The organism is Lacihabitans sp. LS3-19, from assembly GCF_024343575.1.
Taxonomy (GTDB): domain Bacteria; phylum Bacteroidota; class Bacteroidia; order Cytophagales; family Spirosomataceae; genus Leadbetterella.
The window spans coordinates 362,341-377,806 of sequence record NZ_RJUA01000003.1 but is presented as its reverse complement, the minus strand read 5'-3'; the positions used below and the strand labels follow the sequence as shown (position 1 = coordinate 377,806).

At 34.7% G+C, this 15,466-nt stretch carries 6 protein-coding genes; 2 read left to right on the top strand and 4 right to left on the bottom strand.

The features are described 5' to 3' along the window. Both EGI22_RS05370 and EGI22_RS05365 read right to left on the bottom strand, forming a co-directional pair. Positions 1-6,445 (bottom strand): SdrD B-like domain-containing protein (locus EGI22_RS05370; RefSeq protein WP_310588127.1); only part of this gene is annotated, 6,445 nt, incomplete at its 3' end. A 58-nt stretch (positions 6,446-6,503) separates the two neighbouring features. Further along, positions 6,504-7,883: a vanadium-dependent haloperoxidase gene (locus tag EGI22_RS05365; protein ID WP_255066902.1), complete on the bottom strand. Its 1,380-nt coding sequence runs from the start codon at positions 7,881-7,883 to the stop codon at positions 6,504-6,506. A gap of 335 nt (positions 7,884-8,218) precedes the next feature. Between EGI22_RS05365 and argH the strand changes: the two genes are divergently transcribed. Next, positions 8,219-9,571: an argininosuccinate lyase gene (gene argH, locus EGI22_RS05360; protein ID WP_255066901.1), complete on the top strand. Its 1,353-nt coding sequence runs from the start codon at positions 8,219-8,221 to the stop codon at positions 9,569-9,571. Positions 9,572-9,645: 74 nt separating this feature from the next. On the opposite strand, the gene EGI22_RS05355 is transcribed toward argH, so the two are convergent. Continuing rightward, entirely contained in the window at positions 9,646-11,112 is a 1,467-nt protein-coding gene (locus tag EGI22_RS05355) for a hypothetical protein (RefSeq protein WP_255066900.1), read from the bottom strand. Between the two features lie 197 nt (positions 11,113-11,309). On the opposite strand from EGI22_RS05355, the gene EGI22_RS05350 reads away from it, so the two are divergent. Next, complete coding sequence (locus tag EGI22_RS05350) at positions 11,310-12,230, top strand: PfkB family carbohydrate kinase (RefSeq protein WP_255066899.1); 921 nt, start codon at positions 11,310-11,312, stop codon at positions 12,228-12,230. 124 nt (positions 12,231-12,354) lie between these two features. Here the strand turns inward: EGI22_RS05350 and EGI22_RS05345 are convergent, their stop codons facing one another. Next, a complete protein-coding gene (locus tag EGI22_RS05345; RefSeq protein WP_255066897.1) occupies positions 12,355-15,381 on the bottom strand; it encodes a putative LPS assembly protein LptD in 3,027 nt (1,008 codons plus the stop codon). Between the last annotated feature and the right edge of the window lie 85 nt (positions 15,382-15,466).

The following is a 15,466-nucleotide window of genomic DNA, read 5'->3' as shown; positions in this document are numbered from 1 at the left end:
CGACTTTGCCATTGCCATTCGTATCCGCTGCATCGCCTGGCGTTGAGTTTGGATCATATTGATCCGAAGCCATTACTCTCGCTATGTTGTTATAGCTTACACCTGCCAATGGTGCTTTTACTTTTGCTGTGAATGTCAAATTCTTACTTGCTCCACTGGCTAGGCTTCCGATGGTCCAATTGATTATGCTTCCTGTCTGTACTCCTGCATCACTGATCGCTGCTATTGCCTCATACCCATTTGGTATTGCATCTTCTACTTTTACATTCGTTGCGGCTTGAGGACCTTGATTGCTTATTTTTATCGTAAAAGTTACTATATCTCCAACATTTGGGGTGCCATTGCTTACCGTTTTTACCAAGTTTAAGTCTGCTACTTGTGTAAAACCCGCATCTAACTTAGGATCATTTTCACCTGATACTAAAGTTGCAGCATGAGTTGTTAATGTTGTAGGATTGATATCACTATCGGTATTTATATCTGTAGCGTCAGTGTTTGCTCCAGTAATATCTTGTTTAGTTACCTGATATCCAGGAACTGTTCCGAATGTGACTGTATATGTACCAGGAGCTAGATTTGTAAATGTATATATACCAGATGCATTAGTTGTAATAGTTTGAGGAGCGATTACAGTGCCATCTCCTTTTGTACCATTCAATGTTGCAGAAACACCTAGGATTCCATTTTCACCTGGATCTTGTATACCATTAAAATTCCAATCGTACCATACAAAATCTCCAAGTGACGCTGGTTTATACATACCTGCATCTATAGTAAGATTTGTATCGTTTGTACCTAAATTTATTACTGGTGATTTTTTAGTAGTTAGATCGGCATCACTATCTTTTGCATCATCGCTACCTTTATTAGGACTTGTTAATACATAACCTATCTTATCCCCAAAAGTAACTGTGTAGTTACCTTTAACTAAATTGTCAAATAAATATTTACCGTTTATATCAGTAGTGGTAGTTAAAGTAACAGGATTGCCAAAAGCATCTGAGCCATTTAAAGTAACTAAAACACCTTGAATTCCTGGCTCACCTAGATCTTGAATTCCATTTCCATTAATATCTTCCCAGACAAAATCTCCAATTTTAGACAAACAAGCATTTACAAGTACACTTACAGTTGCAGTCGTAGTACATCCATTTGCACTGGTTACTGTTAAAGTATAAGTTCCAGATGCAGCTAAAGACGCATTTGAGATACTTGCATTTTGTGAATTACTTGTAAATGAATTTGGCCCATTCCATTTATAACTAGAAGCATTTGTCCAAGTTCCGCTTGATAAATTAATTGTTTCAGTTTGACATACTGGTGTAATAGTTGGAACTGTACCGCTTGGATTAGGATAAAATGTAACTATGGTATTTGCAGTAGCTGTACAACCATTTGATGCTGTTGCAGTAACAGTATATGTACCTGCAATAGTAGTAGTAGCAGTAACACCACTTTGAGGAGTAAACCCAACTGGGCCAGTCCAGTTATAAGTTAATCCAGTTTGAGTAGAAGAAGCCGTTAAAGTTACAGGTACTCCAACACATTTAGGGCTATTATTTGAAGCTGATATTGTGTAAGGCTCTGATTTATTACAAGCCACTATTTCAAAATTATCAACATCCCAAGCTGAGGCGGTGTAACCATTTCCAACTGGTGCATAAGCAGTCAATTCAAAATCAAATTTTGTATTAGCTCCTGAGAAGCAAAAGTCTCCGTCTGTAGTTAAATCAATAAGTTCACTTGTCCAATTCCTTGATGAGATATTTATATTAACTGGTCCATAAACTAAAGTTCCATTTTTATAAATCCTAACAGCATATTTTGTCGGATAATTGTTATTTGCAGTTCCTCCACTTGATGCAGGGGATGGTGCATATTGTAAAACTGTTGGAGATTTTTGATTAAATTTCAATGCAGTTATACAACCAGTTTGAGTAGGTGTTAAAGTAGTAGAAAACTTAATTGCTTTAGTCCAGTCAGGTGAAGTTGATGATGTTCCAATAGAAACACACATTGCTGCATCAGTTCCAGAAACTCCTGAAAAACCAACTGTACAACTATGAGGATTTGTATTAGGACTATCTCTGTAAACATTAGTAGCACCTACATAAGAGAAATTGCTTGAATTTGGATATGTAGCCAAAAACTCTGAATAAGAATATGCTTCCGTCAAAGCTAAACATTGGTTCATATTCCATTTAACAATCGTTTTTGGATCACATGTAATACAAACATTATTATTACAATTTGGATCTACAACTACTGATACAGTTTCTGATTTTGCACAACCATTTAGAGTACAAGTAACAGTATAATTTGTGGTAGTTGTAGGGCTTACATTGATTGAAGCTGATGTTTGGCCATTACTCCAATTTATTGTGCCATTACAATTTGAAACAGTTAAAGTTGCCTGCTCTCCAATACAAATATTTGCATTCGAAATATTAATTTGAGGTTGAGAAGCAGTAACACCACAACATCCATATAGTTGAATATCATCAATTTCCCAAACGGCACATCCATTGTACGGATTAAATCCAACTATCTCAAACTCATAAGTCGCAGTAGCGTCAGAAATAAAGTCAAAGTTACCTGTTTGAGAGAATGTTTTATTCGCCCATGAGGAAGTCACACCAGTAATCGTTTCTTCATAAACTTTAGATCCATTTTTATAAATGTACAATCTTAAAGATTGAGCACCACCTGAAGTACAATTATACCCTCCTCGCTTATATTTAAATGATAACTGAGATAAATTATAAGTTTTTCCAGCTCCTGGATTGATATTAATACTAAATCTAACTGCTTTGGAATCATGCTCTGAAGGCACAGAAGTATTGTTGTTTCCAGAAACACACATAGCGTACCCACTACCATTCGCACCGGTTGCACAAGAATGGGTATTTACGTCAGGATTAATTCTATATACAGTACTCGCCGTTATTTGCGAACATCCACCATTGTATGTGACAGGGGTGAACTCACCGTACCAGTTACCGCCTGTACCAGTGTTACAGGTATTTAAATTCCAAGTCACCAAGTTAGTACTTGTACAGTTTGGTGCACAAACAGGTGTGTTATCACAATTTGTATCTATTAATACATTTACTGTACTTGTTAATGTACAAGTTTTACCTCCAGATGTATAAGTTACTGTTACTGTGTATATACCTGCATCAGTTGTTTGTGCATCTGAAATTGTTAATGACTGCGAATTTGTAACAACATTAGAAGGCGATTTCCAAGAATATGTCAAATTACATGTAGTTGGAACATAACCTTTAATCTGTGCATTTAAGGTAACTGAACCACCTACACAAGTGGATGTTGCTGTTTTACTAGCCTCTAATTCAAATGGTACTTGTGCTCCCAAATTGAAATTAAAATCTCCATGGTAAGTTTTAAGAGACCAACCATTTGTTCCAGCATTTGAAATTAAAGCATTAAACCATCCACTAGCTCCAAAATTATTGGTATTAACATTGGCACCCGATCCTACTTGGAAAGATGGCATTGTATTATTTGCGGCATCATCAATAACTGCTGTAAAGCCTTGGTAAATTCCTCCAGAAACACCAGTTACAGAACCTAAAGCACTTGTATAATAATACAAATCATTTCCGTAGGTTGAACAAGAGTTAGGTTTTGGACTGTATGTTGGAGTTGTCGCAGTTCTTCCTGACAAATTATATTCAACATCCATACAATCATTTGTTCCTCCACCAATAGCACAAACTCTACCAAAAATTTTAGCAGTACCATCACAGTATTCCTCAAATTTCAAACTAGAAGTTTTGAAGTGTTGATAGTTTGGTTTACCAGTTGAAGAACTCATATCTAACCAAAACGAATAATTTATTGTTGCACTTGGATTACAAGCTCCTTGCAATAAATTATCTGTTAAAGTTCTAGAACCTGAAAAACATACTGGATCATTTGTACCAATATTTTTTACTGTTATGATATGCTTAGCAAATGTGCCACATGGATCAAGTGGTTTAAAACAAGCATAGTAATAATAGGTTCCTAAAGCAGTAGGAGCTGTTACATTTATAGTGACACCTCCAGCAGTAACATACCCACCCCCAACAACAGTTTTATCTGTTAGCAGTGACACATCGTTTACATTTTGTGATGACCTTACCCATTCAATATAAACACTGCTTGGTGCATTTGAATCTACACCTAATGTAAATTGTTGACCAGGATTAACATCTCCAGAGGAAGGGTCAGGATTAGTAATTGTATTGCTACAATTATTAATACATGTAATCGTTCCTGTCAATGTCTTTCCACAAGCTGAAGCATTATTGTCAATTACATCTACTGTGTAATTACCTGCTCCAATATTATTGAATGTATTTGAGGTTTGATATGCCCCCCCATTTAATCTATATTGGAAACTTCCACTACCACCTGTAATGTTTACTGACAATGAACCATTAGACAATGAACCGTTAGCAGTACAAGACGGCTGAACCAAAGTTCCTTGAGTTAATGTGATAGCATTATAACATTTAGTTAAAACCACATTATCAAATTTTAATGCCCTCGCTTTTGAGTGCCCAACAATCCTTACTTTAGTAGTATTGGTTGGAGCTACAAATTTGATAGTTGACAACATTTCCAGTGTTCCATTGTAAGCCAAGGTAGTAGATGACTTACTAGACGTTGCCAACAAAGTATTGCCATTATAAAACTCAAGATACATTTCAGCAACTGCTCCTGAAGTCGAAACGGAGTGAGTAGACACTAAGGCATCAAGCGTAACTTTTTCTCCAGCTGTTAAAGAAATATCTTGATAAACATAATAATCACCAACAAAGTCGCTATTGTTTAAAACGCCAAAGTTACCAGTGGAAGATCCAGTCCCAAGTGTAAACTGACCTTGGGGTGCAGTCCAACTTGAAGGTGGATTACCCAAAGCCATATCTCCATTTGTAGAGAAATTATTAGAACTACAGGCACACGTAAAACAAACTGCCTGTTGAGTAGTAAAAGTTAAATCCGTATAACAAGCATCATAACCACTCCATGCTCTTATAGTATATGTAGTTCCTGGTTTCAAACCAGTAAAAGTTACCGAAGTCTGCCCACTGCCTACTACTTTATTTGATGGTGCACCATAAAGTGGAATTTGCCCATAAGTTGATCCTTCATTAATATCTGCTTTAACAATTTTACTTGAATTATACACCAAACCTCCCATAGTGGCTGTGGCATTATTGTTAGCAACAGCACCATTACAGGTAGCACCAGTTTGAGTAAGATTAGCTAAGTTTAAAACAGGAGATGTACAAATACATTTAAAGTTACCTCCTATAAAAGTAATAGCCTTAGCTTGAGCTCCACTAACATATTGTAAGTAGGTAGAAAAAACACCATTAGAAACATTAAACTTTGTTACACAGTCACCAGAGAATGTTGTGATATATAAATTACCATCTGGCCCAAAAGCCAAATCAAAAGGATTAACTTTCCCAGTACCTCCAACCGCGTTTACTGTAGGTGTTGGAAAAGAATACGTTCCTAATAAAGTCCCTGTTGAAGAATATTTATATAATTTATCTGAAATAGTATTGTTATCATGAGAAGCAACAGCCCAAAGATTTCCTGAGGCATCAAAAACAATTCCTCTAAAATGAAAACCAGAAGAAGCAGTCGATATAAGAGTACTTCCACCTGTTAGGCTTGTTGCAAAAGATTCGATAGTACTCGTTCCGTTACCATTTTGCCAGTTAGAAGAAACATAAATTCTGCCGTTGGTTGGACTAACTGCTACACCCCAAAAATCTTGAGCAGCAGAATTATTAAGTACAGTTTTTGAGACAGAAGCGACAACTGTTTTAGAAGCAGTACTAATTTTATAAAGCTTATTATAAGTAGCCGCATAAACAAACGCATAATCTGATGATATAGCAACATCTAAAATATCTTCTCCAGGGAGTGAAATTGGAGAAAGAAATGATGCAGTATTGTAATCATATAAACGGATCTGACCAATATTACAACAAGTTGCTATGTACGCAATTTTATTAATCGGGTCAACAACCATACCTTCGCCGCCGCCGCCGGTTAGACTACAGTTTGTTATTCCACCTCCAGTTGTATATTGGTATACATCGGTTCGAGAATCATTTGTTCCGCCATTATTAATCAACTCACCTACAAGCATATAATACTTGTCATCTCCCGCAGGAGCATTTTGGGCAATTGATGAATTGATCAATCCAGCCAATAAACTGAATAAAACAAAAACGCTTTTTCTAGTTAAACTAATAGAATCAATTAGAAAAGGGTTTTTAATCTTCCAATTATTGAAATTGATAATAAGAGAAATTACGGAAATTAATGCAGCAAAGTTGCCTTTATTTAATCTCCATCCTTGTTCATTCCTCGAATCAGGGGTATTCCCAGAATGTAATAATGTAAAGTTTCTCATTTGTTTGTAATTGTAATTTTCCACTCAAAAAATTATATATGCGTAAATTTTAAAAATTCTATTTCTCAAAAAGTTGGTTAATATTAGACCCTATCTTTCGTCCTTCTACTAATCCTACTTCATTATCCAATCTTGTATGAATTCCGCCGTAAAGTCTACTCATAGCTGATTCCTCAGCGGCTTCATAAAAAGAGTTAAAATGCCTAGCTTTATACTCAACTAACCTTTCCATATCTTTAGGTCTACCAACATGCGATTCATCCACAAATTCGAATTTCTCACCATACATATTGGTGAGAACTGTAGCTGCCGAAGAAGCTTGACCAGCATGTCCAGAATAAAAAGCCGGAAATGGTGGCTCTGGCCAATACAAATCCCACATTGTACTCATGTTATAATAGATAAAATTAAATGGTCTTTCTACGTGGTAGTAATATTTAGTTTTCCAACAGTTAATAAATGCATCAGCCACAGCCATACCGACTGCAGCAAAAGTTTGAGACGCTTTAAAAATGTCAGCTTTTGAATTTTCTACTGCAACTAAAGCCATATAGTAAGAATGGCCTGGAGGAGAAAAAGTTTCAGAAGGATCATCGCCCCACCAATTGGCAATTTCTTTTTGTTCGTGTGTAAGATTTTGTCTAACCGTATACACTTCCCTCATGTAATTGTAATAAGTCGTACCTTTTGTATAATCATAATCTACCATTGCAGGAATAGGAAGGGTAAAGTTATTTTTTGCAAAAGTTCTGTTTTTTCCCCAATATGGATGTAAAGGAAGAGCAACAGCAGCTTGGCCTTTTAATGGAGGACTCCATTTACCATTTCCTTTAGGAAGAGCGTAAGTTGAATCAAAGTTTCTTAAATAGCCTTTATGACCTCCATCTGTTTTGGACCATTCGAAAATCGCATTGGCTATACTCTTACCAAATTCTATAGACGCTTCAATTTCTTTTTGAGAATATCCTTTGGATTCTATTGCTAAGTAATATTGCTCTAAAGAATCAATTCTTTTATAATTATACTCTGAAGTGAAATCATAAATTGATTTAATGATTTGAGCTTGACCAGCATTTAAGGCAAGTGTCCAATTAATCTTTGAGGTGGCAGGAGAAGGCAAATATTCTAATCCGTTTAATTTCCCAACTAAAGATTTATATTCTGGATTTCCATGAACAACAGTTTCGTACATTGTTAGACCCGCATATCCAACAAATCTTGACCCGAAAGTTGGCGTGCCATTAGGTGTGGTTTTCATTATACTCAAAGTCAATGAAGCCCAGTCTGTTGCTATTTTCGAATCCTTTTTAATTTTTTGAGAAAAAGAATTGAAACTTAAAACAAATACAAAAAATAAAATAACCCATCTTCTAAAATCAAATTTTAGAGAAAAGGCATCTGATAAATTGTACTTAATTAAAGTATAATTTTTATTCATTTTTATAGATTCACTCTTTTTATATTCACTCAATTTACAGGTTGGCATGATATTTGAAAGACAAATAATTGTATTTTCTTTCACATCCCACACCAAAACAAAACCTAAAAACTCCACTACCAAAAAACTATAATCGCTGTTAAATCAACATATCCAGCATATATCTGTTTTTTAGGTCCATTTCATTCAATAATACAGTGCAAAAACCATGCTAAAAACAATATTAAACGGTTACGTTTTTTTTCATTTTTTTATTGAATGTTTTTTTGACTTCCTCTCAAGCAGTACGTCACAATTTTTCGTTACTTTGTAATTGATTAACCAATCCAAAAAAAGTGAAACTCTGGCAAAAAGCAAACTCAAAAAAAACAAACGAAATTATCGAGAAATTTACAGTCGGTAAAGACCGCGAACTCGATATAAACTTAGCACCTTTTGATTTATTAGGTTCGATGGCTCATTCTATTATGCTAGAGAGTATCGAATTATTAGAGAAGCAAGAATTAAATAGTATTCTTAATGAGTGCAAGATAATATATAATAAAGAAATAAAGCAAGGAAAATTTGAAATAATTGCAGGAATAGAGGACGTTCATTCACAAATAGAATACACTCTTACTACCAGAATAGGCGATATTGGAAAAAAAATCCATAGTGGAAGATCTAGAAATGACCAGGTTCTAGTAGACCTTAAAATGTACTTAAGAAATAAAATCGAAGAAATTACTTTGCACACAAAAGAGCTCTTCGATGTTTTGCAAGAAAAAAGTGAATTACATAAAAATGATTTATTACCCGGCTATACTCATTTACAAATTGCCATGCCATCTTCTTTTGGTCTTTGGTTTGGAGCCTATGCAGAAAGTCTTGTAGATGACTTAACTATTCTTCAAAGTGTATATAAAGTTGTCAACAAAAACCCTTTGGGATCAGGAGCAGGCTATGGATCTAACTTTCCTCTAAATAGACATTTCACAACAGACTTATTAGGTTTTGATGATCTAAACTACAATGTAGTCTATGCACAAATGACAAGAGGAAAAATGGAGTTCCTAGTAGCTCAAGCTCTGGGTGTTTTTGCAAATACATTATCAAAAATGGCAATGGATGTTTGTCTTTATAATAGCCAGAACTTTGGCTTTATAAACCTCCCTGAAGAAATGACAACTGGGTCTAGTATAATGCCTCATAAGAAAAACCCCGATGTAGCTGAGATATTGAGAGGTAAAGCAAATAAGCTAAAAGGATTATCTTCTGAAATTGCCTTTATCCAATCCAACTTACCTTCAGGTTACCACCGAGAGTTTCAATTAATTAAAGAAATTATAATGCCTGCCCTTGATGATTTCTTAGAAAGCTTAAGTGTGGCAACTTTTATGATCAAAAATCTTAAAATTAAAGAAAACCTCTTAAGCGATGCTAAATATGATTTAATGTTTAGTGTTGAAAACGTAAACCAAAAAGTCATCGAAGGTATGCCATTTAGAGACGCATACAAAGCTATAGGAAACGAAATCGAAGAAGGAAGGTTTAGTCCAATAAAAAACCTTAATCATACCTTAGAAGGTAGCATTGGGAATTTATGTAACAAAGAAATCAACAATATGATGGACAAGGTAATTGAATCCTTTGACTTTGAGAAAGTCCACAAGGCTTTTGAGAAATTATTAAATTACCAGGCCATTTAAGTTTTAATTCGGTATTTAATTCATAAAAAAAAAGCCTCTTTGAAGAGGCTTTTTTTTATGACATCCTTATAATATCAATAACATTTAGATTTAGTTGTACCATCACTGCAACATCTCTTAAATCTCTTGCTAAGTTTTTTATACTGTGCTTTTGTAAGTGGCATATATATCTTGCCATAATCACCAACCATAGTTTCTTGCTTACCGAAATTATTGGTCATAGTTAAAGGCACCGAAATATTTTCATTTGGATTGACGCTTCCATTGTCACATACTTCTATTATGTGATCCATGTTACTAGTACCATTCAATGCATACTGTAATGAAGATTTAGCTGGAACATTGTAAGAACCTAAACACATATACTTTTTAGCAGTTTCTCCTTTCTGAAGTTTTCCTACTTTATCATACACACCAATAAGCGTTACTTCATTTGTCCCTATCTTTGTTGATACATCTTCAACAGTAGCTTTTCCATTCATTGACAAAGTCTGTTTCACGCAGTTTGTACCTCCAGCACCTCCAACCGAGGATGAAGCACTAGCTTCAGAAGCTGTATTTACTTTATTCGCAACTAAAGTTTTGTTTGAAGGAGAAGTTGCCGAATTACTTGGACATACCTTATAAACTTTCTTTAAAACTTTAAACTGCTTTTCATTTACAGCCATAATCATTTTTCCATCTTCACCAATTGAAACATCCGAATCGGCCAAGTTGTAGTTCAAATTCAAAGGAAGATTTACATTTGAAGTAGGTGTCACCCCATTACCGTAATCACAAAGCATTACAGTTTTTGAATAATTCACTTCGCCTCTTGCTGTCATTTCATATGTTAATCTTACTGGAACTGTAAAATCTCCAATACAAAGATTGGTACCATTATACGAGGCAATTACTGGCAGACTTTGAGAAGTATTAATTACATCAGCAGCTAAAATCTGATTTTTACCAGTAAAATTAATAGTTTGTGTAACACATTTTGTTTTTGGCAACGCTGCCAATGCACGAGCAGCAGCTTCTGCATCTTCTCTCGCTTTTGGATCATAGAATGCATTTCCACATTTTTTCATAATAAAGGCAAAACATGTACCGTCTTTAGATTCAATTTTGAAAGTTTCAAAATCTCTTCCCAAAACTGACCATTTATATTTGTGACCTCTTGAATATGCACCCATCCATCCTTTGGTTCCAGCTGTCAATATTTCAGGTGTGATTTTACTTGCACTAAATGCAGGATCTTTAAAACCTGTATACCCTAGGCCTTTCAAAAAACCGTCAATTTCAGACCTACTATCGTGAGAGTTTCTAGTATGTACTTTTTTGAGATGAGCATATGCAGCACCAGCGGTATGCTTATTTATTTCGCCAAACTGCGGGCTAGTACCTAGCCTTTTTAACAAAACTGGGGTATCTGTTGATGAATTCGCAAACACGGCGTGGGCGTCTATACCACACGGCGTCTGAGCAATACCTTTAGATAATGCACCTAAAAACAAAAGTATCGCTACTTGTAATACGATAAAATTTAATCTCTTTTTCATTGTGAGAAATTTTATACAATTTTAAATAATTAACAAAAAAACTATTGATAAAAGTCATTGAAGACTATTTACACACATGCAAAGTAAAAATTTTTTACCTTACATTAAAAATATATCAATAGTTATTTTGCAGAAAGCCCCAAAATAATCCTAATTTTAATTTTTTTGAACCTAATTTTGCAAAAAAAACAGATAAAATGAGTTTACTTACAGTTGGGTCAGTAGCATTTGACAAAATTGAAACGCCCTTTGGCAAAACAGATAAAATAGTAGGGGGAGCAGCAACTTTCATTACTTTAACAGCTTCTTATTTCACAAAAAACAACTATTTGGTGGGTATAGTTGGAAGTGATTTTCCGAGTGAAATGATAAGCACATTTCAGGCACATGGTATAGATACCGAAGGATTGGAAGTTAATCCAGATGGAAAAACTTTCTTTTGGCATGGCAAATACCATGAAGACATGAACAATCGTGACACCTTAGATACACAATTGGGTGTTTTTGAAAACTGGCTTCCAACAATCCCGGAAAAATACCAAGATACTCAATTTTTGATGTTGGGAAATATGGTTCCAGAAATACAGTATCAAACATTAAAAAAACTGCAGAATAGACCAAAGTTTGTAATGCTAGATACTATGAATCTTTGGATGGATATCATGATGGACGACTTGAAAAAAGTAATTAAGGAAATTGACTGTTTGACTATTAATGATTCGGAAGCGAGACAACTTTCTGGAGATTTTTCTCTTAGGCGTGCAGCAAAAACAATCATGGCAATGGGTCCAAAAACTCTAATTATCAAAAAAGGCGAACATGGTGCACTGCTTTTTCAAGAAGATAGAATATTCTTCTGCCCTGCTTTACCGCTTGAGGAAGTTTTTGACCCAACTGGTGCAGGTGATACATTTGCTGGAGGATTTATTGGGTATTTAGCCAAAACGAATGATTTGAGTTTCGAGAATATGAAAAGAGCGATAATTTATGGTTCTGCAATGGCTTCATTTTGTGTAGAAAAATTTGGCACGGAACGTATTCAAAACTTATCTCAAACTGAACTAGAAAATAGGGTAATGGAGTTTGTACAATTGGCTAGCTTCGAAATTAACGCATAGTTTTCCTTAAAAAAATTTCACAAAAAAAGAGCGAATTCCGCTCTTTTTTTTTATGAGAATTCAAACAGTTTATTATTTATACAAACTTTAAAACACTTGATTTATATAATTCAAAATCAATATTTTAATAATTACCAACTCTTCTTTTTGTTAGTTTTAAATCTCTTAGCAGAGCTGATTTTGGTTGGAGTGTAAAATTAAACCCTCCTCCTCTAATACTACTTCCAGAAATTGGTGTCCAGTTCATACTCATGCTCCAGCAATGCAATTCTCTGATAATTCCTATATTTGTCAAAGTAATTTGTTTAAACTCAAAATCCCATCCCGTATTGTAGGTGAATTTAAACTTTGGTGTTAGACTAAAATCACCATTTACACTTACAGTTTGGGTAATTCTTGCGTCAGAAAGGCCTTGTTTATTATAATTAAAGGTATAACTCAAACCTATACTCCATGGAATATTAAAATCTACATACTCTAAAGGATTCGCTTGCACATATTGGTTCATAGCATCTTTTGCGGGATCTTTTCCTGGAGCGGGCGTGGCTTTGTCTTTTTTAAAAGTTTCTGGCGAAAAAGTAGAATTCAAGGAAAAATTAAACGAACTCAAATAATCAGCCTTAGCCACACCATTTTCAGGTTTATATTTCCATTTAAAAGTATTTACCCTTTTACCTGCTAAATTTGATTTAACCAATTCATCGACTTCATAGGCATAAGGATCTAATGAACCATTAGCATTTACATTTATTAAGTTTTTAAACAAAGAAGTACTTGCACTTATGTTTATGTTGGATAAAGCAAACTCACCAAACTCTTTTTTTGCTAATAAATTATATCCGCCACCTAGACTTAGATTATTTAATAAATTTATTTTTTCAAACACATTTTCAGCAGTATCAGATTTATTTCTGACTTTTGCTTCGAGCTGATTGGTTAAGCTAAAACCTACATTTCCAGATGCAGAACCTGACGAACCACCGCCATTTAGGAATCTAGGCAAAAACCTAAATACACTATCAGATCTTACCTGAACTTTCGAAGTATACTGACCTTCACTTGAAGGAGTGTAATTTAGATTTATGGATGGAACAACAGTATGTCTAATCTCTTTTATTTTACCTCTATCACCAAATCTATATGTACCATAAAGACGGGTATTCATACTTGTACCAAAAGATGTGGTTTGACCAAAACTCGGCTTACTTATGGTGTCTACAATTACTACACCGCCACTATTTGGATTCAACAAAACATTCAAATCTCCATTGTCTGCATATACATTTTGAATACTATCTGCAGTCGGATTCAGGCTAACTGTAACTAATTTCCCATTGTTTTTGGTAAAAGTAACTGGCTCATTTGTAGGGTTTACATATTGATATTTTAACTCTTTTGTATAAATATCTCCTCTGTAAGAAATACTTGGTGTTAGGTTAAGATACCTAGCAATTTTAAAGTTCGGTAAAACTATAGGAACTATATACGAAGTATTTATAACGTTGTTTTTTAGGATATCTCCCCAATCTTTTAATACCGGACTCTGAAGCTTTTCTAATTCTTTTTGATATATCGCTTTAGTATCTGTAGAAACGTTGGGGTCATTAAGTAAATATTGTAGCTCGGTAATTCTCCTCTGCTGCGTGGTAGAAAGTGGCTTGTTATCTATGCCAGCAATATTGTAGTCAGTATAGCTTGTCGATCTCGATGAAACAGCATTTGAAATTGCCACTCCTCCACTTACATCTAAACCTACCCTAAAAGACTCATACCAATTGCCGATTTGTTTTTTTTCAGGAACAAACGGATTGAACTGTTTTATTCCAAAACTATAACCTAATGTTGACCTAAACGAACTAGAGGATTGGTCAACTCTAAAAGAACTATTTGTGGTTACCAATTTCCCGAAATTTCGCATATAGCTTATGGTTCCTCCAAAATTGTTTTTGGTAAGGTTTTGTACATCAGAGGAGTTTCGGTTGTTATTGTTAAATCCGCTAGACACTATGTCCATTGAGGAGGAAAAACTCCTGTCGGGCCTTAAACTTCTTGGAGAATGCGACCATCTAATATTAAATTGATTAGAACGAGTTGTATCTAATCCATTTGAACTGTAAGCCACGTTATGGTTAAACTGCACATTAAAATCCCCCCCATACTTGTATTTTTTTGAATATTGGGTATTCAATCCAACACCATAACTACCGTAAGTATAAACTTGGCCTATCAGCTTAGCACTGATATACTCATTAAAAGCATGATAATATCCAAAATCTTTGAAATACAAACCTCTGTTGTCTCTCCTTTGTTCACCGTAACTTCCCATGATAAATCCAGAAGTACCAATTTCCTTCTTTTTGGGTATTGGAAAAAAACCAAAAGGCAATCCGATGGGCAATGGAATATCCGCTAATACGATATTGAAAGGGCCAGAAATAAGCGATTTCTTGTTGACAAGTTTGATTTTTTTAGCGGCTATATGAAAGTGAGGTTCGGCCAAATCGCAAGTCGTGTACTTTGCATTCGCTAGGTACATATTGTCTTGTGGATCTTTTTTCACAACTTTTCCTTGAACAAAACCATCTCCTTGAACTGTAACAATATTACTTACTATGGCTTTTTTGGACTTGAAATTATACCTAACAGTATCTGAATTATATGACTCAGCACCATCAACAAAGACAGGCTTACCTTTGACTGGAGGGCCATTTTTCTTGGTTGTATCAGGCATACCATGAGCAAAAACCTCGCTTTTACCCCAATCCAACATAATATAATCTGCCTTTAGTTGAATTTCTCCATAAATCACTTGAGCATCGCCATATAAATGATACTGTTGCGTCTCTATATCTAACACAGTAGAGTCAGAAGAAAAAGTCTCAACAGTAGTTTCTAGTTGATTTTCTAAACTTTTCAATGAATCAGGTATGACAACAGAAAGAGAATCCCTTTTAATTCTATTTTTTTTACTTGCGTTAAATTTTGAAGTTTGTTTCGAGTTTTGTTGAGAATTGGTATTATTTGAAGAAGTATTCTGGGCGTTTGAAGGACTACCAAAATTCCTACCTCCTATACTAGGCAATGGCCTTTGTGCTTGTGCAGCAAAGACTATCCATCCAAAAATAAAAAGTAAGACTAATTTTAACTTCAAAATTCGAGAGATTTATAAAAGATTACTAAGGTTTTAGCAATTAAGTATGCTAATACAGATAGAAAATTGCACAATATTTATATAT

Excerpts from the sequence above, each read along its gene's own strand:
- EGI22_RS05365 (WP_255066902.1), bottom strand. The coding sequence starts at position 7,883 with ATGAATAAAAATTATACTTTAATTAAGTACAATTTATCAGATGCCTTT.
- EGI22_RS05355 (WP_255066900.1), bottom strand. The coding sequence starts at position 11,112 with ATGAAAAAGAGATTAAATTTTATCGTATTACAAGTAGCGATACTTTTG.
- EGI22_RS05350 (WP_255066899.1), top strand. The coding sequence starts at position 11,310 with ATGAGTTTACTTACAGTTGGGTCAGTAGCATTTGACAAAATTGAAACG.